The sequence below is a fragment of the bacterium genome (genome assembly GCA_020444325.1).
Classification (GTDB): domain Bacteria; phylum Bacteroidota; class Ignavibacteria; order SZUA-365; family SZUA-365; genus BM516.
The window spans coordinates 22,640-43,848 of the sequence record JAHLLD010000014.1 but is presented as its reverse complement, the minus strand read 5'-3'; the positions used below and the strand labels follow the sequence as shown (position 1 = coordinate 43,848).

General features: G+C 56.8%; 18 protein-coding genes. 15 read left to right on the top strand and 3 right to left on the bottom strand.

Annotated features, from left to right (window positions below):
* Positions 1–47: 47 nt before the first annotated feature.
* A complete protein-coding gene (locus KQI65_15685; GenBank protein ID MCB2206184.1) occupies positions 48–734 on the bottom strand; it encodes a hypothetical protein in 687 nt (228 codons plus the stop codon).
* A 533-nt stretch (positions 735–1,267) separates the two neighbouring features.
* Here KQI65_15685 and KQI65_15680 point away from each other — a divergent pair.
* The 3 genes from KQI65_15680 (at position 1,268) to KQI65_15670 (ending at position 4,677) form a co-directional block, all read left to right on the top strand.
* Positions 1,268–1,519: a helix-turn-helix transcriptional regulator gene (locus KQI65_15680; GenBank protein ID MCB2206183.1), complete on the top strand. Its 252-nt coding sequence runs from the start codon at positions 1,268–1,270 to the stop codon at positions 1,517–1,519.
* A 104-nt stretch (positions 1,520–1,623) separates the two neighbouring features.
* On the top strand, positions 1,624–2,166 hold the full coding sequence (locus KQI65_15675; protein MCB2206182.1) for a hypothetical protein: 543 nt from the start codon (positions 1,624–1,626) through the stop codon (positions 2,164–2,166).
* Between the two features lie 102 nt (positions 2,167–2,268).
* The gene (locus KQI65_15670; GenBank protein ID MCB2206181.1) at positions 2,269–4,677 is read left to right on the top strand and encodes a TonB-dependent receptor; all 2,409 of its coding nucleotides are present in this window, start codon (positions 2,269–2,271) and stop codon (positions 4,675–4,677) included.
* A gap of 131 nt (positions 4,678–4,808) precedes the next feature.
* On the opposite strand, the gene KQI65_15665 is transcribed toward KQI65_15670, so the two are convergent.
* Together KQI65_15665 and KQI65_15660 are read right to left on the bottom strand one after the other, a co-directional pair.
* Positions 4,809–5,339, bottom strand: a complete 531-nt coding sequence (locus KQI65_15665; GenBank protein MCB2206180.1) for a DUF1579 family protein — start codon at positions 5,337–5,339, stop codon at positions 4,809–4,811.
* 27 nt (positions 5,340–5,366) lie between these two features.
* Positions 5,367–5,903: a hypothetical protein gene (locus tag KQI65_15660; protein ID MCB2206179.1), complete on the bottom strand. Its 537-nt coding sequence runs from the start codon at positions 5,901–5,903 to the stop codon at positions 5,367–5,369.
* A 505-nt stretch (positions 5,904–6,408) separates the two neighbouring features.
* Here KQI65_15660 and KQI65_15655 point away from each other — a divergent pair.
* The 12 genes from KQI65_15655 to KQI65_15600 all read left to right on the top strand — a co-directional run bounded on the left by KQI65_15655 (position 6,409) and on the right by KQI65_15600 (position 21,200).
* Entirely contained in the window at positions 6,409–6,996 is a 588-nt protein-coding gene (locus tag KQI65_15655) for a DUF4255 domain-containing protein (protein ID MCB2206178.1), read from the top strand.
* An 85-nt stretch (positions 6,997–7,081) separates the two neighbouring features.
* Complete coding sequence (locus KQI65_15650) at positions 7,082–8,272, top strand: hypothetical protein (GenBank protein ID MCB2206177.1); 1,191 nt, start codon at positions 7,082–7,084, stop codon at positions 8,270–8,272.
* Positions 8,273–8,287: 15 nt separating this feature from the next.
* Positions 8,288–10,330 (top strand): phage tail sheath subtilisin-like domain-containing protein, encoded by a 2,043-nt coding sequence (locus KQI65_15645; protein MCB2206176.1) that lies wholly within the window; start codon positions 8,288–8,290, stop codon positions 10,328–10,330.
* Between the two features lie 75 nt (positions 10,331–10,405).
* Positions 10,406–10,834, top strand: coding sequence for a phage tail protein (locus KQI65_15640; protein ID MCB2206175.1), 429 nt, complete (start codon positions 10,406–10,408; stop codon positions 10,832–10,834).
* 20 nt (positions 10,835–10,854) lie between these two features.
* Positions 10,855–11,319 carry a phage tail protein gene (locus KQI65_15635; GenBank protein MCB2206174.1) on the top strand — a complete coding sequence of 155 codons (465 nt, stop codon included), beginning with the start codon at positions 10,855–10,857 and terminating at the stop codon, positions 11,317–11,319.
* On the top strand, positions 11,319–11,504 hold the full coding sequence (locus tag KQI65_15630; GenBank protein ID MCB2206173.1) for a hypothetical protein: 186 nt from the start codon (positions 11,319–11,321) through the stop codon (positions 11,502–11,504). The genes KQI65_15635 and KQI65_15630 overlap by 1 nt, the downstream gene beginning before the upstream one ends.
* Complete coding sequence (locus KQI65_15625; GenBank protein MCB2206172.1) at positions 11,504–12,196, top strand: LysM peptidoglycan-binding domain-containing protein; 693 nt, start codon at positions 11,504–11,506, stop codon at positions 12,194–12,196. Before KQI65_15630 ends, KQI65_15625 begins: the two co-directional genes overlap by 1 nt.
* Complete coding sequence (gene vgrG, locus KQI65_15620) at positions 12,193–13,938, top strand: type VI secretion system tip protein VgrG (protein MCB2206171.1); 1,746 nt, start codon at positions 12,193–12,195, stop codon at positions 13,936–13,938. The genes KQI65_15625 and vgrG overlap by 4 nt, the downstream gene beginning before the upstream one ends.
* A gap of 11 nt (positions 13,939–13,949) precedes the next feature.
* The gene (locus KQI65_15615; GenBank protein ID MCB2206170.1) at positions 13,950–14,237 is read left to right on the top strand and encodes a PAAR domain-containing protein; all 288 of its coding nucleotides are present in this window, start codon (positions 13,950–13,952) and stop codon (positions 14,235–14,237) included.
* Positions 14,238–14,263: 26 nt separating this feature from the next.
* A complete protein-coding gene (locus tag KQI65_15610) occupies positions 14,264–14,710 on the top strand; it encodes a GPW/gp25 family protein (protein ID MCB2206169.1) in 447 nt (148 codons plus the stop codon).
* A 3-nt stretch (positions 14,711–14,713) separates the two neighbouring features.
* The gene (locus KQI65_15605; protein ID MCB2206168.1) at positions 14,714–18,490 is read left to right on the top strand and encodes a baseplate J/gp47 family protein; all 3,777 of its coding nucleotides are present in this window, start codon (positions 14,714–14,716) and stop codon (positions 18,488–18,490) included.
* Complete coding sequence (locus KQI65_15600; GenBank protein ID MCB2206167.1) at positions 18,429–21,200, top strand: hypothetical protein; 2,772 nt, start codon at positions 18,429–18,431, stop codon at positions 21,198–21,200. Before KQI65_15605 ends, KQI65_15600 begins: the two co-directional genes overlap by 62 nt.
* The last annotated feature ends 9 nt before the right edge of the window (positions 21,201–21,209 follow it).

The window sequence follows — 21,209 nt, the reverse complement described above, 5'->3', positions numbered from 1 at the left end:
GAAGGATCCGGGGGTTTGCCGGGTTTGCTGAGGAACCGTCTGCGCGCTCAGTGCGTCCCGGCTATGGAGAGAGAAGGGTGCTGCGTTTCAATGATTTCAATGTCTGCGCCGTCGAAGCGGAGCATGGGGATGCGTCCCGTGCGTATCATGTATTCCTCCACCTCTTTCCATCGCTGACATGAACGCTGAACGTCTTCCAGCGTCTGTCCTTCGCGTACGTTCCGTGCTCTGGCGAGTTTCTCCGCGACTTCCTCTTCCAACGTCCCCGGCAGAATGACGAGTGCCAGATTGCGGTGTCCCGCATCGCGCATCTGCAGCGCAGCTTCCTTCACCTGCTCCCAGATATCCTCATGCATGGGCAGGGTGTTGTAGTCAAGGGAGGGACCCGCGAGGTGATAGGTCTCAAACATTTCGGGAATGACCTGAACGTAAAAGCGTATGCTCCCGTCCTCCTGGATCCACCCACGGTGAATACCCTCAGGGATGCGGGCGTCACCGTATGCAATCTTCGGTCCCGTCGGAAACGTCCGGTACAGCTTCCCCCTCGCTGCAACGTCGAACGGCGCGTCCGGCGCGGGACGAGACCAGATGTTTACAGTGCTGTTGTATTTGAACACGACGATGGCATAATCGTCATGCGCGGGAGGTGCCTGCGCGTTCACTTCTGGGGTGAACAACGCAAGCAGCAGGACAATGGGAATGAGTGTTGCAGGGGCGTGGAAAAGGCGTTTCATGGGGTCCTCCTTCTGCCGTCGTTCCAGGATCGCAGCATGACGCATGACTTCCATGCTTCAGCGGTGCGTTAATTATTATCCTGGTAACAATGGTGTTTCGAGAGGCGCCTTCTCTGGTGAATGGGTTCTACATGTACAGTCGCAAGAACAATGCCAAGATGTGGAATCCCCGGATTCGGCCCGGAATCGGTAATCAGGAGCTTTTATCTCGTGAATGATCCTCACACACCCCAAAGATTATTCACACCCCTGTTTTCAGGGGTGGAAATATGCAGAAAGTGCATATTTCCCTGAAGTCATGGATTACCAGATATGAAAGGGAAGTGTGCGGATGTCATATCCCGAATCCCTGTTTTGTTACAGCGCTAAAGCCACCTGTAAGCCTGCAGGAGTACCTTATGCCTCTATGCCATAGCGGGTATAAAATGCGTCTCTGATATAAAATTATACTGGAACAGGTATAATATATTGTAAATCCCTTGCTATTATACCCGAAATGATATATTATTGTACGTGCACTTACAGGAAAGCCAATGACATTGCGAGAATATGTAAAAGCGCAGCGAAAACGGTACGGACTTACGCAGGTCGAAGCTGCGAGGAAGGCCGGGGTGGGACTGCGATTTGTCAGGGATCTCGAGCAGGGGAAGGAGAGTCTTCAGATGGACAAGGTGAATCAGCTGCTCGAGCTTTTCGGCGCGGAACTGGGTCCCGTTCCATTGCGCAGGGAGATGATGGATGCGGATACCTCGCTCATGCAGTCGCGTGCGGAACGGCTGGGATGACAGCCGTCGCTTTTGACCTTCCACATGGACGGAAATATTGCGATATTTCGCACTGATTCTTCCTGTTGAAGAATTCTGGCTGAATTGCACACGAAATCGCTCTCATGCTTCCTTACAAACATCTTCGTATCGGTATTCTTCTGACCGCGCTTCTGCTGCAGACGGCGGGACCGTTGCTTTTCCTCCAGCTGCAGCTCCTGCAGGTGCGACGCGAAGTCAAGCATGCCATCATGCGGGGACTCCCCGACGCCGACCTCGTGCAGGTTTTGATTCGTGACGATGGCCGGCGTGTCGATGGCCGCGCCGTCGAATGGGAGCATGATCGCGAGTTTCGCTGCGACGGGGTGATGTACGATGTTGTTCGCTCGGCAAGCGAAGGGGATATGACGCGGTATTTCTGTGTGCGCGATGATGAGGAAACTGCGGTGTTCGCACAGCTCGATCAGCTTTCGCATGAAGAAAGCAGCAGCAATCCCGCCCGGCAGGGCAGCCGTGAACGCGTGCTGCATCAGCTGCTCACACCTTTTCTGCAGTCACCCGCAGCCTCGCTGCGGTCCCCCGAGCACTCGGCGACTTATGCGCAGTTGCATTCCCGCATGACAATTTCCCGACCCCAACTCCCTCCCGATCCCCCTCCAAGAGGCTGATCCTCTCACATCTTTTCAGGGAGCAGCGACGTGGTGCCGGATGGTATCGCGCGTCGCCTGCTGCTTTCCATGATCATTATTTCATTACGAGGATCAGCAAGAATGAAGTATTTGCTCTTATTCACGGTGCTGTCTTTCGTCGCTCCGGCGGCGATGGGACAGACACTTACCATTATCGACGAAGAGACCGGAAACCCGGTGGTCGGTGTGGCTGCAACGTCCCGCGATCCGGTCGCGCGTGCGCGAAGCGACGTGCACGGACAGCTCGATCTCTCCAGGTTCCGCGGCAGCAAGGCTATCACTTTCAGACGTCTGGGATATCAGGCGGTGGAGCGCAGCTATGCATCCTTCGGCGCGGAGCCCACCCTCAACATGCGCGAGACACTGTTTCACACTGATGAGGTCGTCGTTTCGGCCACGCGATGGAGACAGACCAAGCGTGAGGTGCCGGAACGCACTGTCACCATCTATCCCCGCGACATGTATCTCGAGAACCCCCAGACAGCGGCGGATCTGCTGACACTTTCAGGTGAGGTGTACGTGCAGAAAAGCCAGATGGGAGGTGGATCGCCCATGCTGCGCGGCTTCGCCACCAACCGTGTGCTGATTACCGTCGACGGCGTGCGTATGAACACCGCCATCTTCCGCAGCGGGAATCTGCAGAATGTCATATCACTGGATCCCAACGCGATTGAACGCACGGAAGTGCTGTTCGGTCCCGGTTCTGTGATGTACGGCAGCGACGCCATCGGCGGCGTCATGAGCTTCACCACGCGTGAAGCGCGCTATGCGGACAACGGCAGTATGCTGCTTGCGGGACACGCCATGCTGCGCGGGTCAAGCGCGAACGCGGAGAAGACAGGACATGTAGACGTCAACCTCGGCTGGCACAACCTGGCGCTGCTCACCAGCGTCAGCTATGCTGACTACGGCGATCTGCGCATGGGCAGCGACGGTCCGGACGAATATCTGCGTACACGGTATGTGGAACAGGGTCCCGCCGGCGACATGCTCGTTGCCAACGATGATCCCGAGTTGCAGGTGCCGACCGGTTACGGTCAGCTGAACTTTATGCAGAAAGTGCATATTCGTCCTTCAACCGACTGGGACCTGAGTTACGGACTGCAATACTCACGCAGCACGGATTACGCGCGCTACGACAGGCTGCAGCGTCCGAAGGGTGACGGACTCCGTTCTGCCGAATGGTACTACGGTCCCCAGCGCTGGACCATGCACTCGCTGCATGTGCTGCACAACGCTGCGACGGCCGCGTACGATCATCTGCGCATTACGCTGGCGGGACAATTTTTCGAGGAGAGTCGGCACGATCGTGATTTCGGGAAAGTGACGCTCTACAATCGCACCGAGCAGGTGGATGCCTGGTCGGCGAACGTGGATGCCGAGCTTGCACTGACTACCCGGCAGCGGCTCAGCTACGGAGTGGAAGCGATTTACAACGAGGTGCATTCCAGTGGAACGGACCTGGACATCAGCACCGGGGAGACGATACCCGGCGCATCGCGCTATCCCGACGGCAGCACCTGGTCGTCCCTCGGCGCCTATGCACACTACCGGAATACGCTCAGTGATGCTCTCACGCTGCAGGCCGGCCTCCGCTATTCGGCCGTGGCGCTCGACGCAACATTCGACAACGCTTTCTATGACTTCCCCTTCTCCGCACTGCGCATGCGGAATAATGCCCTCAACGGCAGCCTTGGTGCTGTGTTTGCAGTAAGCACCAGTACGCTGCTGTCCACACAGGTTTCCACCGGTTTCCGTGCACCGAATGTGGACGATGCCGCCAAGGTGTTTGATTCCTCCCCGGGATCCGTCGTCATTCCGAATCCAGACCTGGGTCCCGAATACGCGACCAGCGTCGAGGCGAGTATCGACCAGCAGGTGGACGGCATCCTTCGCCTGCAGCTTACAGGATACTACACCTGGCTGCGTGACGCTCTCGTGCGCCGCAACTCCACGCTCAACGAACAGGACAGCATCATGTACGACGGTACGCTCAGCCAGGTGCAGAGCGTGCAGAATGCGGCGGAAGCCTGGGTTGAGGGAATACAGGCCTCGGTGGAGGTGCATTTCGGAAAAGGCCTGCGCCTGCTTTCGCATTTCAACTGGCAGGAGGGTGAGGAGCAGCTCGACGACGGCAGCACCGCGCCGCTGCGTCACGCCGCACCCTGGTTCGGGACGACCACGCTCAGCTACCGGCTGCGCAGTCTCGAACTCGCACTCTCCATTCAGTACAACGGGGAAGTGGCCTACGAAGACCTCGGCACGCACGTGGTGTCAGGGACGGAGTATCTCTACGCGACGGACGGTGAAGGACGACCGTACAGTCCTTCATGGACCATCATCAACCTCAAGGCACAATACCGCCTGACCGATCTCGTGACCCTGCATGCCGGTGTCGAGAATATCGCCGACCTCCGCTACCGCCCGTATTCCTCGGGCATCTCAGCTCCGGGACGCAATTTCATCGGTTCGGTCACACTCGATTTCTAGTATATTCCCACCCGTTCGCCCCATCACCGGGAGGCGCCGCCCAGGCGTCTCCCGGTTGTTTTTAAATTTCATAGCAAGAAGTCACGGCGCCTGTATGTTCGCACTTTCGCACGTATGCACACAGGCGGGTTCTACTTTCGTTTCAGCGTCACGTATGAATTGTTTTCCTTCCCCTCCTTATCGGTGTACTCGAGCTTAATTTTCATCACATCAGGTTCAGGGAATTCGAAGGAGTGGTCAATGGATATGGTGCCGTCTTCGAACGTACGCTCTCCTTTGAGTTCCAGATACCTGCCATTGTCCCGCCAGTTCCCGCGGGCTTCCATCATCTGTGCCTGGTTTGAGGCCTCGTACATCACAAAACACTGCAGACCCCTGCTCCATCCTATGAGCGCGCGCGTTTGGTATCGTGTTGCATTATCGATAACCAGCTTGAAATCCAGCTGAATCACATTGCTGTCAAGTATGAACGTCCCTTCTGTTTTTGTCGGAATTTTCGCAGTGAAACCGTTTTCGTGGTTTTGCTCGAGAGTCCCGTCCCACACTCCGGTGAATTGCTGGAGATTCTCTTTCAGATTGTCTGGTACTTCTCCCGGCTGCGCGTGGAGGCAGCAGGGAAGCGCAGCGAAAATCAGCAGCAGAGACATTGCTAAATGTTTCATCATGAACTCCTCGGAATTGTGTGATCGTCAGTTCCTGTGCAGCTGAATCGTCTGCGTTACCAGATCCTCTCCGCCCAGTTTCATCACAATCTTGTACTGCAGCGCCCCCTCGTTCTGCATATGCATCACCGTTGTACCGGTGAGTTCTTTGCTCTCGTAAATTATTGGTGTCAGGACCAGTTCTATTGGTCCGTTTGCAGTTACCGGCACAGGGCCGGCGGAGTGTGTCACTTCACCACGGCCCGAAGTCCCGAACATTATTACCTGATTCGTTAAGGCAGACCATGAGTACACCTCTATCGCGTTGACAACATAGTTGCCCATCACCATTTTCAGTGTACAGATCACGGAGGTCGTATCAAGAAGGGGTTCGAAATCATACGTCATCGGAATATCCATCTCCATCCCGCCTGGCCGTTGCATATGCATGCTCCCTTCCCATGATCCCAGCAGCGATGCAAACAGCGTGTTCACGGCTTCGGGTCGCGGGGCCTCCTGTGCATTCCCCTGCAGGCCTGGCAGCATGAGCACAAGCACAAACAGGGGAGCGATCAATTTTTTCATGATGCTCTCCGTGGATGGGTAATATGATGAAGACGGCGCTGGCCGTCGGACTGAGCTTTGTGGAGAGGGGAGAGTCGACTACTTCTGAATAACGATAATATTATCCGAATAGTCAATAGGTGGCAACCCCCGATTCTGTCTGGGTGGTACCGCCTATCAGGAGGGAAGCAGAGAGGGAATGTCGTAAAAAGGAAGAATGCCTGGCAGATCGGGGCGGCGCGTTGTCAAGCTGGAGTCCGGCAACCTTGCATCTCACCGCCTCCCGCAGGTCACTTTTTTCGCCCCATGTCGTCGATTTCTCGAGGGTAAAAGCGGGCTGTTTTTGCGAATTTCAGGGGTGGAAGGGATTCCATGAATTATTACAACATGGAGCTGCGTGTTAATAGCGAAAAAAACACTTGCTTTTAGTGAATCGCATCCCTATACTCTGCTCGAAGTCAAAATCACATTCTTTTTCACGCATCTGCGATCTCACCCGCTGCTACGGCAGCAGGAGGTTATGGGTTTGATTGACAAGGCTCTTCTTTTCCTCGCAAAGAAAGTGAATCAGTATTTCGATGCTGAGTATGGTCCTGTGACCGAAGACCGGTTGACGGTCGGGAACATCACGAAGTACGTCGAGAGCGATGGCGGAAACGATGAGGACGGTACGCATGCATTGCTGACGCTGGTCAACCTTGAAGAGGACAGGATGGCGAAGAACCCGGAGAATTTCCATAGGACGGTGGATGGTATCGTGTATCGAAATCCAAAAATCCTCCTCAACGTTTACGCGCTGTTCACTGCCATTGGAAATACGTACACGACTTCGCTGGAGACAATCAGCCTCATCATCAGATGCTTTCAAGGCTCGCATGTTTTCGAGAGTTCGACGGAGCCCGACCTCGATGCGAGCCTTGAAAAACTTTCGCTTGAACTTTGCACGCTCAATTTTGAGCAGGTCAATCATTTATGGAGCACGCTGGGCGGAAAGTATCTGCCTTCCGTGCTGTACAAGGTCCGCGTCGTGGGTATCGAGGATACAGGACGCGATGTCGAGGGTGATCTCATTCGTGAAGTGGTGCTGCGTGACAGGGTAACACAACCGAAATGAGAAAGAAGCAGTGATCTCTATCGCCTGGAGACGCTGCTGTGGCCCGATCGTCTGAAATAGTGAATGAGTGTAACAGGTAGGTATCATGAGGTACACCGATCTGTGCAGTATAGAAATACTGCACGATTACCATGCTGATGGCAGGGCGCGGGACTGCATGCTGTTTCCGACGGCGGAATGCCTTGCCCGGCTCGCGGGCAGCGGACTGCTGACGAAGCAGCACGGGAACATCTTCTACGTGCTTGCCCCGACGGAAGACGATAGTTTTCCTTTCCTCCCTATTCCATCCAACATCGATTTTACGTTTCGGCTGCAGACGCTGGCTTCGCGTTTCTATGCGATGAGCAATCTGCCGCTGGATCCGCGTGGACGCAAACGATATCTCTTCGGCAACCGCCTTGGTACCGAACTTGGCGGCAAGGCGTACCTGCATCCGTCCCAGCCGCTGTTCAATGCCGCCAGCGATTATCCCGTCGGCAGCTTCGTCCGTGACGGTGCCGATCTCTGCTATGAGAGCCTCGTGGATCTTTCCGCATCGACACCGCAGAACCAGCTGTCGGAAACGGGGAGCTGGCGTGAGGTCGGGACGGTGTGTTATGCCGTGGAAGAAAACCAGTGCCTGTTTACCGGACCGGAATTCCTCGTCGACGTGCAGCCCGCAGCCGATGTGGTGACCGTGGAACTGTTCGCGCTTGATGCGGGAACGGGTCTCTACGATCGCAGCGTGTTCCTCGAGAGCACGCGTCACGAAGCGCCGGTATCCCGGCAGCGCGTTTCCCTCCAGCATGTTCCCGAAGGCGTCTACCGTATTTCTGTCAATGCCGTCGAGGAAATGATCTGCCTGCGACCCGACGACGACTGGTATGATGCCATCGGTTTTGTGCGTATCGCGGAAGGGGATGCAATTCCCTCCACGCACAGACTGCTGCACAACGACGGCACTTTTGCGCACCCGCGATTCACCATTCGCATTGCGCCGCTGAGCGTGCTCTGGCAGTACCGCGCAAAAACCGAACGCGTGAAAAACGTGCTCGACAGCAGCGGCAGCATCAGCTTCACGTCGCCTGAGTCCGGCATTTTCCGCAGCACACTCCCGCAGCCGCTGCGTGAAACAGCCTACGGCAGCATTGTGATCGAATTCAACGACACCAATCCTGTCGACCCGCTCAAGACCATCCAGATTGAAAACATGGAAGTACCCGGACTCCGCGACCGGGGCAGTGCCATGCAGAACGGCACATCCTATATCACTAGTCAAGTCACTCTCAATTACTAACAACAGTGTGGTGCCATGGCAACATCGTATAAGACCCCGGGCGTGTACATAGAGGAAATTCCCAAGCTACCGCCATCCATCGCGCAAGTGGAAACCGCCATTCCGGCCTTTGTCGGCTATACCGAGATCGCGGTCAAAAACGGCGAAAGCCTCACCCTGAAACCGACACGTATCAGTTCACTCCTGGAGTTCGAAGAGTACTTCGGCGGAGAACATGTTCCGGCGTCCGTAACTGTGGTGGTGGACGATGCCAACAATTACGCTGTTGACAGCGTCACCCTCGCGAATTCAGAACGTTTTTATCTCTACGACAGCATGCGGCTCTTCTTCGATAACGGGGGTGGAGACTGCTACATCGTCTCCGTCGGCAACTTCGACAATGCACCTGAACTGGACGGTGCGAATTCGAGTATGCTTGACGGACTCCGTGCACTGGAGAAAGAGGATGAACCGACAATCCTGCTGTTCCCGGATGCGTGCAACATTTCGGTGGACGATCCGACGGATACCGACCTGTACTCGCTGCAGCAGCAGGCACTCGCGCAATGCGCGAAACTGCAGGACCGCGTTGCCGTCTTCGATCTGCATGAACATACCATTGACGATCACGACCAGGCAGTCGCTTCATTCCGAAACAACATCGGCATCAACAGCCTCAAGTATGGTGCCGCCTACACACCCTGGCTCATTACGTCATATCCGCGTACGGTGGATTTCCCGATGTTCCGCACCGGTGTGACGCGGCTGAGTGACAGCGGCGCGGTGGATCTCGGAAGCATCACCTCCGACAGCACGCTGAATGCACTCGTGACCACGTTCAACAGCGCCGAAGCGGAATCTGCCGCGGTCGAAGCCGTTATCACGAACATTCGCTCGGCGGATGCGACGGACGGCTCACTCGGTGGCGGCACGACGCTGCCGACAATGAAAGACAAGTTCATGCAGATGAAACTGCAGGTGGATGCATCGGGTGATGAGACCGCGGCAACGGCGAATCTCAACATCCTTCTCAATTTCTGCAGACTCGCACTGCTCGATTTTCAATCCCTTCTCGGCACGCTGACCACCGCGAACATGCTCAACGATCTCGCGACGTATGCGAAATCGAACACGCTCTGGCGCGGCGCGGCTACGGCCATGATCGGACTCGATCGCAATGCCGACGTGGATGCCCTGAGCACTATCGGGGACGTCAATACTGCCTACAGCGGCATCGACCTCACCTGGCTCGGGGCAGCTGCTCCAGCTTCGGTAACTGCCACGGGCACGGATTACGGTGACCCCGGCACGGCATCGGAAGTGCCCGGTATCGCGCGCATGATCGCACTCGACCTGCAGTCGGCGTTCAATATGCTCTCCGCATTCGCGGATGCGCTGCGCGAGGCCGCGAGTGAGTATCAGACCAGCGCGCAGGAAGCGCTGTATGAGAAACACAGCATCATCGGCAACATCGTCAGCGCCATTGAGCGCGAATGGAGCAAGCTGCCGCCCAGCGGTGCCGTTGCGGGGATTTACGCCCGTGTCGATGGTACGCGCGGTGTATGGAAAGCACCGGCCAACGAGAGCATCGCTTCCGTCTCGGGTCCGCTAGCCCGCATCACGCATGAAGAGCAGGCCTCATTGAACGTGGATTCCGTGGCTGGAAAATCCATCAACGCCATACGGAATTTCACCGGACGTGGTACGCTGGTCTGGGGTGCGCGCACGCTTAAGGGCAATGACAACGAGTGGCGCTATGTCAACGTCAGACGCTTTTTCAACATGGTGGAAGAGAGCACGAAAAACGCCACTGCCGGTTTCGTCTTCGAGCCCAATGACGCCAATACCTGGGTCAAGGTTCAGGCGATGATCGAGAACTTCCTGACCGTGCTCTGGCGACAGGGTGCACTGCAGGGTGCCAAGCCCGAGCATGCGTTCTACGTCTCGGTCGGACTCGGCAAGACCATGACGGCGCTCGACATTCTCGAAGGACGCATGATCGTGGAAATCGGCATGGCCGTTGTGCGTCCCGCCGAATTCATCATCCTGCGCTTCTCGCACAAGATGGCGGAATCCTGACCGCGCCGTACGCGCGCTCTGCCGGCGACCCGTTTCTCATGATGTCTCAAACCACACATACGGAAGTCTGATACCATGGCCAATTATCCTCTCCCCAAATTCCATTTCAGCATAGAATGGAGCGGAAGCAAGATCGGTTTCACCGAGGTCACGGGGCTCGACATGCAGGTCGAAGCCATCGAGTACCGTGAAGGCAGCTCCCCTGAATATTCGAAAATCAAGATGCCGGGACTGCAGAAGTACAGCAACATCACGCTCAAGCGTGGGACGTTCTCCGGTGACATCGATTTCTACAACTGGATGAAAACCGTGAGCCTCAATACCGTTGAGCGCCGCGATGTGACCATCAGTCTGCTCAACGAGAGCCACGAGCCCGTCATGACCTGGAAAGTGCGGAACGCCTTCCCGGTTAAAGTGCAGGCGAGCGACCTGAAATCCGATGGCAATGAGGTCGCCGTCGAGACGCTCGAGCTCGCGCATGAAGGATTGTCCATCGTCGATTAACAAGCGCAGCGGAGACCGGTATGGCGACGACAGGCAAGCCTGTTGCAGGCGGATACTATCCCCCCGTGGGCTTCCACTTCAAGGTGGAAGTGCTCGGCATCGGGAATGACAACGACTCCCGCTTCCAGAGTGTGAGTGGGCTCACACTTGAATTCGATGTCGAGAGCATCAAGGAAGGCGGCGAAAATCGCTACGAGCACAAGCTGCCGGGGCGGACAAAATACCCGGACCTCTCGCTCAAGCGCGGACTGCTCACGGATTCCTCCGTCATCGAATGGTGCACCGACGCATTGCAGAACCGGGAAATCAAACCCGCGATCCTGCGCATCAGCCTGCTGAACGAAAGCCATGAGCCGGTCATGAGCTGGAAACTGCACAATGCATGGCCGCGCAAGTGGAGCGTCTCCGATTTCAACGCGACGGACAATTCCATCGCCGTCGAAACCATCGACATATCCTATAACTACTTCGAAGTGGAGACCTGATGCCGCTGGAAATTCGTGAACTGCAGATCAAGGTGACAGTCAATCAACCCGGTCAGGGCGCAGACGGCGAAGACCGCACGGCTGCTTCAAAACAGAACGGTGAGGGCGCCTCTTCCCCCGAGCGCATCATCGCCGATGCTGTCGAACAGGTCATGCACATTCTTCGCAACAAGGAAGAACGCTGATGGCTGAAGGACAACTGGAAAAACTCAAAATCATCGCTTTCAAGGAAGCGGATTACAGTGATCCTCCCTCAGAGCAGGAAAGCTTCACCGCCATGCTCAATCCTGAAAACTACACCCTCGATTACAAGGTGGAGTACCAGGACGGACAGGGCCAGGGCACGAGCGCTTCGCAGCAGCGTTTCACTGTCAAGAAGCCGGAAGAGTTCGCCTTTGAATTGCTGATTGACAGTACCGGTGTGGCCGATGGCAATCCGCGTGATTCCATCGAAGACGATCTGACCGCGCTGCGTGATCTGCTGCTCAAGTATGAGGGTGACATTCACGAGCCCAGGCATTTTCAGGTCGTCTGGGGCAGCCTGCTGTTCAAGGGACGCTGCACGGGACTGAACATTGCCATGAAGCTGTTCAATCCCGACGGCAAACCGATTCGCGCAGTGTGCAAAGTCAGCTTCAAGGGCAGCGTCGAAGACAATCTCCGCACGGCCGAGGAGCGCAATGAATCGCCCGACCTCACGCATTACCATACGGTCAAGGAGGGTGAGACTCTGCCGATGCTCTGTTATCAGGTCTATGGACAGTCTCGCTATTACCTCCAGGTCGCACGACACAACCGCCTGGCGCAATTCCGGGCGCTGGTCCCCGGCACTGAAATCGCATTTCCTCCACTCGAAAAGAATACCCCGGTCTCATGAGTCCTCAGCGCGTCATAGCGAGTGGCGAAGCCAAGTCCGTCGCCACCTTTTCCATTCTCAGCAACGGAACCGCATTGCCCGCGAGTTTGAATGTGCTGTCCATCGTCGTCGATCGCGAGGTCAACCGTATTCCATCGGCGACCATTATGCTCCGCGACGGTGCGGCATCGGACGAAACCTTCACGGTGAGCAACGGCGAGGAATTCGTACCGGGCAGCGATATCGAAATACACGCAGGCTACCGCAACGATGAAGAGCGCGTCTTCAAGGGCATCGTCGTGCGGCACTCGGTCAAGGTGCGGAAAAACGTTTCCGTACTCATCATCGAATGCCGTCACGTCTGCGTGAACATGACCACGCGCATTGCCAACGCCTATTTCCACGAGGTGACGGACCATGATGTCGCGGATCAGCTTTTTTCAGCGCATGGCATTTCCGTCGAAACAGGTGGGGATACGGTCGATCATAAAGAACTCGTGCAGTACGATGCGACGGACTGGGACTTTTTGCTCTGCCGCGCCGAAGCAAATGGATGGTGGGTGATCCCGGATGATGATTCCGTGCGTTTCTCTCCGCCGGATTTTGAAGCCGATCCCGCTCTGAACCTGCAGTACGGAGCAACCATTCACGAGCTCGATCTGGAAATCGACGCCCGCCTGCAGTATCAGAAATACAAAACACTCGGCTGGGATCCCGCCACACAGGAAGTACTTTCGCAGGTCGAAGGTGAGGACCCCGGGGCTCCCCCGGCAGGCAATATCACTGTTGACACACTCTCGGAGAGTACTGCAAACGAGGCACTCGAATACCGGCACAGTCCCATACCGGAAACCGAACTGCAGTCGTGGGCCAATGCTGCGCGCATGCGCAATCGTCTCGGCAAGATTCGCGGCAGCGCGAAAACCGACGGTACAGCCGCCGTGCGTCCCGGAGATGTGGTCGAGATTCTCGGCGCCGGTGAGCGCTTTGAAGGAAAACTCATGATCACTGGTGTGCGGCATCAGATCGAGAAAGGGAACTGGCAGACTGTGCTGCAGGTGGGGATGTCCCCGGAGCGTTTCGCCGAACACTTTCGCGTGCATCAGCCCGCCGCCGCCGCGCTGCTTCCTCCCGTGCATGGACTGCAGATTGGCATCGTTACGAACCTGGAGGATCCTGACGGAGAGGATCGCATCCAGGTGCGTCTGCCGCTCGTGCAGTCCGCGGACGATGGGGCATGGATGCGGCTGGCAAGTCTCGATGCGGGTGATCAGCGCGGCATGGTGTTCAGGCCGGAGCTGGGAGACGAAGTGGTCGTGGGCTTTTTCAACAACGATCCTCGCCACGGTGTCGTCCTCGGCATGCTGCACAGCAGCAGTCATCCCGCACCGATCCAGGGCAGCAACGACAACCATGAAAAAGGATATGTCTCACGCAGTGACATCCGGATTCATGTGGATGACGATAAGAAGGTGCTGACACTGTCCACTCCAGGGGGACACGAGATTGTGATGGATGACGACGGGACGAGCATTACGATGAAAGACAGCAACGGTAACAGCATTGTGATGGACAGCAGCGGCATTACGATTGAAAGCGCGCAGGATATATCCATCACGGCGGGCGCGAATTTCAAGACTGAAGCGGGTTCGAATCTCGAGCTTTCGGGCGGAAGCAACAGCAAGGTCAGCGGCGGTGCCGCAGCGGAAATATCCTCCGGAGGAAACACCTCCGTCAAGGGTTCCATGGTGCAGATCAACTAACGAGGTCACAGATGGGTTTACCGGCAGCGAGAGTTGGAGATATGCATGTGTGTCCCCTGGTCAACGGGACGGTGCCGCATGTGGGGGGACCCGTGATCGTCGGGGCACCGACGGTTTTGATCGGTGGTGTGCCTGCAGCGCGTGTCGGCGATCCCTGCACCTGCGTGGGTCCACCAGACTCGATCGCGATGGGCTCGGCAACGGTGTTCATCGCGGGAATGCCCGCAGCGCGTGTCGGTGACACGACAGCGCACGGCGGAAGCATCATCCTCGGCAGTCCAAACGTCATGATAGGCTGATTCAGAAACAGGGTAAGAAAACAGATATGGGCACACGCAGCGACAGTTTTATCGGACGCGGTTGGAGTTTTGCTCCGGCTTTCGACATCCCTTCGGCTTCCGTGGTAATGGAAGAGGGAGTGGAGGATATCAGGCAGAGCCTGGAAATACTCCTTACCACCACACCGGGTGAACGCGTGATGCAGCCGAAGTACGGTTGTCATCTGGGTGAACTGCTGTTCGAAAGTCTTGACACGGGGATGAAGACCCTGATCATCGATCGCATTAAAACGTCCATTCTCTATTTCGAATCGCGCATCGAAGTCGAACGCATTGAGCTCGACGATTCGCGGCAGAATGAGGGCGTGGTTCTTGTCGAGATAGACTACGTGGTCAGTTCCACGAATTCGCGCTTCAACTTCGTGTATCCGTTCTACCGCAATGAAGGTACGGAACTGAATCTGCTCACCACCAATCATCCTCTGGCGAGATAACCTATGTCCGATTGCAGCAAAAACCGCACACCGCTCACACGATCCGGCAGCAGCCAGGATGGTCGAAGCATCGCTGCACTCTCGCCCTCCTCGGTCGAGATTATCGACAAGAGGCCTGAAGACTGGATGGTTTGGGCAGGACGCCTGGCGGAGCACCTGCGCTATTTCGACGCATCGAATCAGGCATCGGGAAGCATTGATGCGCTGTTTACGCGTGACCTCGTCGCCCGTCTCGCGGCCATCGCCACGCATCCCGCCTCGTCACTGCCCGCATTTTTCCGTGAACGATTGACCGTACTGATCGACACATCCACGACGGATGCAGATCTGATGTCTGCCTTCACCGAGTTGTTCGATGTCCTCTTTTCCTATCTGTCAATCGTCGACCGACACTACGTGCTGGCATTGCGGACATGCGATACGTTGCAGCGCAACATGGACACGGAAGATGAAGACGCCGTACTCGCACCGGTCGAGGAGTATGCGCGACAGCTCGAGAATCATATCCGACGCAGGTTGTTTTCCGTACTCCATGCGGCCGTGGGATATTTCAAATCCGCCACAGCGAACGGACTCCTCTCATCTGCGGCAGTGCCGCTTCCTCGTATCTTCCATGCACCATCGGAGTCGGCTTCACTTCAGGTACAGTCGGGGCTTTCGGAGCTGTGGTGGCAGGGGCTCGCTTCATTCTCAGCGTGGGAAGCCACGGTCGATCCGGATGACACGGTGCTCGGACTGCAGCCAGCCACGGTCGGTGAGGCTATCCCTCACGCGGCGCGTCATCATTTCTTCACCGGTCTGCTCGACGAAGTCACCGCCTCATCCGCGTACCTTGTTTCCCTCGCGCAGCGCAGCATTGACACCCTGCTGGCGAATTGGCCGTATCATCCTCCCCAGTACGCACTGTATCTCACCTGGCTGCAGCTGATGGAATACGCGCGTGAGGAAATGAACACCCTTCCCGCGCGGCATCTCGATTTTTATTACCGCCGCGTCCTGCGCATTGATCCAGCTCCCGCAATCGCCGATTCCGCATACCTGTCCCTGGAACTGTCCCGTGCTGCTGAAACTTTTCTGCTTCGCTCCGGATCCGCGTTCACAGCAGGGAAGGATGTCGATGGCAATGTCATCACCTATGAAACGGTCAAGGACGTCGTTCTCAATCACTCGGCGGTCGCAGCACTGAAATCACTCTACGTCGAAGGCAGCGGGAGCAGCAAGGGAATGTATGCCGCTCCGGTCGTGAACAGCGCGGATGGTGAAGGCGCCGAGATAACGACGGAGCTCGGCGAGTGGCATCCATTCCGTGTCGAAGGTGATGATGCATCCGGCACGGATAGCATTGCCATGTCCCGTGCCGACATCGGCTTTGCCATCTCATCGCGCTTTCTTCTTCTCAGTGAGGGCGACAGGACCATTCAACTCTACCTGCACTGTGACGATGTGAGCAGTATTCCCGCCGGTATTGGGTTCGATGCCTGGATCACCACGGAAAAGGAATGGCATGCCTGCGCGGTGACGGCAGCAGTGGCGACAGGAACGCCGTCCAGCGCTACGAAGCAGACCCTGCGTCTGACCGTATCGCTCGATAGCGCGGTGGAGGCAGTCATGCCATACGTGCAGGATGTGCATGGGCACGGTTTCGAGACCACGGATCCCGTGCTGAAAGTTCTGCTCAGGCAGGATAATGGGGAAGTGGATGCGTATGCGGGACTCGTCGGACAGCAACTATTGGATGTGGAACTCAGGGTGGGTGCGGGACATAACGGAAGCGCGTTTGCAGGCGCAGGACTCGCGACACTGGAGCTGCACAACGACTTCGGCCAATTGAATGCCGCGAAACCCTTCATGCCCTTCGGTGCGGAACCGACCGTGGGGAATGCGCTGTACATCGGCTGCGAAGAACTGGCGCGGAAAGACAATGCCGAGGTGCGGCTGGCACTGCAATGGAAAGACCTGCCGGAGAGTGCCGGCGATCTCGACTATGACTATTCCGCGTCAGCGGACTATCATTCCATTCCCTCGACGAATGGACCAAACAGTCCCGACGCCACACTCGCAAAGCTGGACAGCGGGAGGTGGACAAATGTGCTGGCCGGGGAGACGCTGATCGAAGACAGCGGGGGAACGCCGCTGATCGAACGCAGCTTCGAGATAACACTGCCGGGGAACGACGGCTTTTTCCTGCAGCCGAAACAGGATTACAGGCAGTACTCCGACAGTGCGAAACACGGCTTCCTGCGCCTCAGTCTCGATCAGGATTTCGGTCACCGCAACTACCGGAAATCGCTTGTCAATTATCTGCTGAAGAAGGGCAATAATCCCAACATCACGACAGCGGAACCCGCCGAACCCTATCAACCCGTACTCGCATCCCTTCGCCTCAGTTACACAGCAACTTGTGCGGCGGACATCCCGACCGCGGATGAGGCAAATACCGGCGCGCAGAATATGCAGTTTCTGCATATCGCGCCGTTCGGAGATGCACGTCCCGAGGCCGACAGCAGTGGTGCCGGGGTCCCTCTGCTCGCACCGATGGCGGTCAAGGACGGTTCGACGCTCCCATCACAGGGCGAATGGTATATCGGCTTTGAAAACCTGCAGCCCGGCGCATCACTCTCCATGCTTATCCAGGTGATGGAAGGCAGCGAGGATCCGCTCATCGACAAGCCTGACGCGCACGTGTCGTGGTGGTATCTCTCCGACAATGTGTGGAAGGAGCTTGATGACGAGATGCAGGACGGCACGCTGCAGTTGCTGCAGTCGGGACTTGTCGAATGTGCTATTCCGCGTGATGCCACGACGGACAATACGCTGCTGCCCACTGGCATGCTCTGGCTCAAGGCGAAAGTAGAATCCTATCCCGATGCCGTGTGTAAAATCCTTGGCGTGTACTGCAATGCCGCTGAAGCGCGGCGGGCGAGCACGACCAGCATTGCATCCGGGGGCGCAGTCATGCCCGCCGGCAGCATCGCGAAGCTTGTCACTCCGGATGCCGCGGTGAAAAAAGTGCAGCAACCCTACGCGAGTAGTGGTGGAAGGGGAGAGGAATCTGCCGATGCATATCGGCAGCGCGTGTCGGAGCGTCTGCGGCACAAGGACCGCGCCATCACGATCTGGGATTACGAGCGCCTGGTGCTCGAGGAATTTCCCGAGATCTACAAGGTGAAATGCCTCAACCACACGAAGATCACGGGAAGCGAAGGCGACGGCACGCTGCATTACAACGAGGTCGCTCCCGGGTACGTGACTATCATCACCGTCCCTGATCTGAAAAACCGCAACGACGGTGATCCGCTGCGTCCCTACACCAAGCTCAGCACACTCGAGCGCATCGCCGCATTTCTGACGGCGCGTACGTCATGTCATGTCACGCTGTGCACCGCGCAGCCGTTGTTCGAGGAAATTCAGCTGTCTGCAAAGGTCGTGCTGCGTCCGGGCTACACTGATCTCCTCTATTACGAAGAACAGCTTGCGCGTGAAATCACCGAGTTTCTCAGTCCCTGGGCCTTCGGCAATGGGAAGTCCATCGCGTTCGGTGGAGAAATGCATAAATCGGTGGTGATCGACTTTATCGAGGAACGGTCTTACGTCGATTATCTGACCGACGTGAAGATGTTTCATATCACGGATGATGCCGCGGCTTCCGGCGTAGACCGCGACATCATCACGGCCTCAACGGCGAGAAGCATCCTCGTGTCCGCCCATGCGGATGCACATGTCTTCGATGTCTCTCTCGCGCAACCCGAAGATGCCTTACATGAGCAATGCGATGAATGATGCGACGACCATAAAGAAACTGGCGGCACTCGGCGCGAGCGAAGACTATACGGCGCTTCGCAAAGAGGGCATCGATCTGATCGAACAGCTGGGGCGGGCATTGTGGACGGACTTCAACATCCATGATCCCGGTATCACGCTTCTCGAACTGCTCTGCTATGCGGAAACGGAGATCGGGTACAAGCTCGGTTTCTCCGTCGAAGACCTGCTCGCGCGGCATCCCGCTGCGCCACAGGATCCCGCGGATGATGCTGCCAGCCAGTGCTTTTACACGGCACGCGAAATCCTGACCTGCAATCCGTGGACGCCAGGCGATTTTCGCAAGCTCTGCATCGATCTCGAAGGCGTACGCAACGCCTGGCTGTTGTGCAAGGACTGCCGCTGCGGGGTACCGATCTATGCCAGTTGCAAAGACAGCGTACTGCAGTATGCGCGGACAGAGCACCCGGTGCGGATTCGCGGTTTCAATGATGTGCTGGTCGAGCTGGATGTCAACCAGGTGTACGGCGATCTGAACAGCGGGAAGGTCATCAGCAATCTGCAGTTCGCCTCCGCCGGCAGGTTCAGCAAGGCGACCATGGAGATGCGGTTTCCGCCGTATCACCGTGCCGAGGATGCCATTCCTGCCTTCGATGATCTCCTGCCTGCGGAAACCACCATTGAACAGGTGACTGCTTCGAGTATCGCAGCCAGTAAGAATCAGGTCGTCGATGTTCCTGAGACAGACCTGTACCGTGCGTTGCATCGCGTGCTTTACGCGACCCTCGTCGTGGAATATCGCATCGCGCCCGCTGCGCCCATTCAGCAGTTCACACTGACCGACGTTCCGTTGCGCGTGTGGTATCGCAGTGATGACGACCGGAGGTCCATCACCATCGCAGACCTGCGGCAGCTGCTCGAGGATACGGGAAGCGGTGGAGTCATTCCGCGCTATACGGCACAGCTCCGGGAAGCGGACAGCATCATGCATGATGTCACGGCAGCGGTGCATGCGCATCGCAATCTTGCGGAGGATTTCTGCAGCATCACTACCGTACCTGTCGAAGACATCGGCATCTGCGCCGACATCACCATGACCGGGGACGCGGACATTGAGGAAGTTCTTGGCGAAGCGTACCGGCAGATCAGCCAGTACTTCAATCCCCCTGTTCCGATGTACTCTCTTCGTGAGATGCTCGCGATGGGCGAAGTCACAGAGGATATTTTCAACGGTCCCGAACTCGATCATGGCTTCATCCGCAACGAAGAGCTGGATGCCTCCTCACTACGCAGTCATCTGTACGCTTCAGACGTGATCAATATCCTCATGGATATCGAAGGCGTTACCGCGGTCGCAAACCTCACACTGGTACGGTACGACGATGAGGGCACGCTGGTAGAATCGCAGCCCTGGGAGCTGGCGGTGACAGCGGGACATCTTCCACGCCTGTATATCCACGGGTCGAAAGTCCTGGTCTACAAGAACGAACTGCCTTTCCTTCCGGACCCGGACGAACTCAACGACGCGCTGCAGCTGCAGAATGGCAAGGACGCCACGGGTAAGCAGAGTCAGCAGGACAATGATTTTCCGGTTCCCACCGGCAGCTGGGTGGACAACAGTTCCATGCTCGCATTGCAGGAATCCCTGCCCGAGACCTACGGAATCAGCAGTGCAGGACTCCCGGAGCACGCGTCCGATGCGCGTCGCGGCAAAGCGAAACAGCTCCGCGCCTACCTGATGGTATTCGAACATGTTCTGTCGGTGTATCTCCGGCAGCTCAGCCATTTTCGTGACATGCTCACGATCGACGTACCACTTACCGCGGCTGGTGATCACCAGACCTATTTCCCGCAGGTACTGACGGATACGAGACTGAAGGGCGCGGGTGAAATCTACGACAGCATGTCTGATGTCCTGCTGCACTCGTTCCTCGAAACCCCGGCATCGGCCGTACAGCGACGCAATCTCTTCCTCGACCATCTGCTGGCGCGTTTTGCCGAGAGCTTTGCAGACTATGCGCTGATGCTGCACACCGCGATCGGCAGCGAGATGAAAACCGGTGAGCAGCTGATTGCGGACAAGGTGCATTTCCTCGAGCAGTTTTCCCTCATGTCACATGACCGCGGCAAGGCGTTCAACTACCGTAATGGTGGCAAAGGATGTGAGAGCGATGAGATTGCCGGACTCGAGCGGCGCATCCGCGTGCTGCTCGGATTGAAGGGGGAAAACAACATGGCGGACGACGCGGATAACGTGTTTGTGGTCGAGCATATCCTGCTGCGTCCGAGAAACGCGCCCTCCGCGCTGCTGCCCGACGGCGATCCGCTGCTCACGATCTGCATTCCGCCCGACTGCAGTTTCTGTGGTGAGCAGGACCCGTACTCGTTCCGCCTTACGATTGTGATCAACGGGGAAGGAGGATTCGCAAATTCGGGAATGGAATTCCGGCGTTTCGCCGAGCGCAGTATTCGCGAGGAGGTGCCCGCACATCTGGCTGTAAAAATCTGCTGGGTGTCGAAGGAGCAGCTTACGGCGTTTGAGTCCGTCTACTGCGCCTGGCTGAAAGAGTTGAGCAGGGAGGAAGTCAAGCCCCTGCAGCTGCATGCGCGACTGGTAGAGCTACTTGAGGAATTCGTGAAGCTGAAAAGCGTATACCCCACCGCGACACTGCATGACTGTGTAGACGGTGACGACGAGAACAGAATTTACTTGAATAATACGAGCATATAGAGCCGAGGA

Bases quoted from the DNA above. Each gene is read 5' to 3' on its own strand.
- KQI65_15610 (MCB2206169.1), top strand. From the start codon at position 14,264: ATGGGCACACGCAGCGACAGTTTTATCGGACGCGGTTGGAGTTTTGCT.
- KQI65_15640 (MCB2206175.1), top strand. From the start codon at position 10,406: ATGGCCAATTATCCTCTCCCCAAATTCCATTTCAGCATAGAATGGAGC.
- vgrG (MCB2206171.1), top strand. From the start codon at position 12,193: ATGAGTCCTCAGCGCGTCATAGCGAGTGGCGAAGCCAAGTCCGTCGCC.
- KQI65_15670 (MCB2206181.1), top strand. From the start codon at position 2,269: ATGAAGTATTTGCTCTTATTCACGGTGCTGTCTTTCGTCGCTCCGGCG.
- KQI65_15660 (MCB2206179.1), bottom strand. From the start codon at position 5,903: ATGAAAAAATTGATCGCTCCCCTGTTTGTGCTTGTGCTCATGCTGCCA.
- KQI65_15630 (MCB2206173.1), top strand. From the start codon at position 11,319: ATGCCGCTGGAAATTCGTGAACTGCAGATCAAGGTGACAGTCAATCAA.
- KQI65_15635 (MCB2206174.1), top strand. From the start codon at position 10,855: ATGGCGACGACAGGCAAGCCTGTTGCAGGCGGATACTATCCCCCCGTG.
- KQI65_15645 (MCB2206176.1), top strand. From the start codon at position 8,288: ATGGCAACATCGTATAAGACCCCGGGCGTGTACATAGAGGAAATTCCC.
- KQI65_15665 (MCB2206180.1), bottom strand. From the start codon at position 5,339: ATGAAACATTTAGCAATGTCTCTGCTGCTGATTTTCGCTGCGCTTCCC.
- KQI65_15675 (MCB2206182.1), top strand. From the start codon at position 1,624: ATGCTTCCTTACAAACATCTTCGTATCGGTATTCTTCTGACCGCGCTT.
- KQI65_15680 (MCB2206183.1), top strand. From the start codon at position 1,268: ATGACATTGCGAGAATATGTAAAAGCGCAGCGAAAACGGTACGGACTT.
- KQI65_15600 (MCB2206167.1), top strand. From the start codon at position 18,429: ATGTCTTCGATGTCTCTCTCGCGCAACCCGAAGATGCCTTACATGAGC.
- KQI65_15615 (MCB2206170.1), top strand. From the start codon at position 13,950: ATGGGTTTACCGGCAGCGAGAGTTGGAGATATGCATGTGTGTCCCCTG.
- KQI65_15650 (MCB2206177.1), top strand. From the start codon at position 7,082: ATGAGGTACACCGATCTGTGCAGTATAGAAATACTGCACGATTACCAT.
- KQI65_15605 (MCB2206168.1), top strand. From the start codon at position 14,714: ATGTCCGATTGCAGCAAAAACCGCACACCGCTCACACGATCCGGCAGC.
- KQI65_15685 (MCB2206184.1), bottom strand. From the start codon at position 734: ATGAAACGCCTTTTCCACGCCCCTGCAACACTCATTCCCATTGTCCTG.
- KQI65_15625 (MCB2206172.1), top strand. From the start codon at position 11,504: ATGGCTGAAGGACAACTGGAAAAACTCAAAATCATCGCTTTCAAGGAA.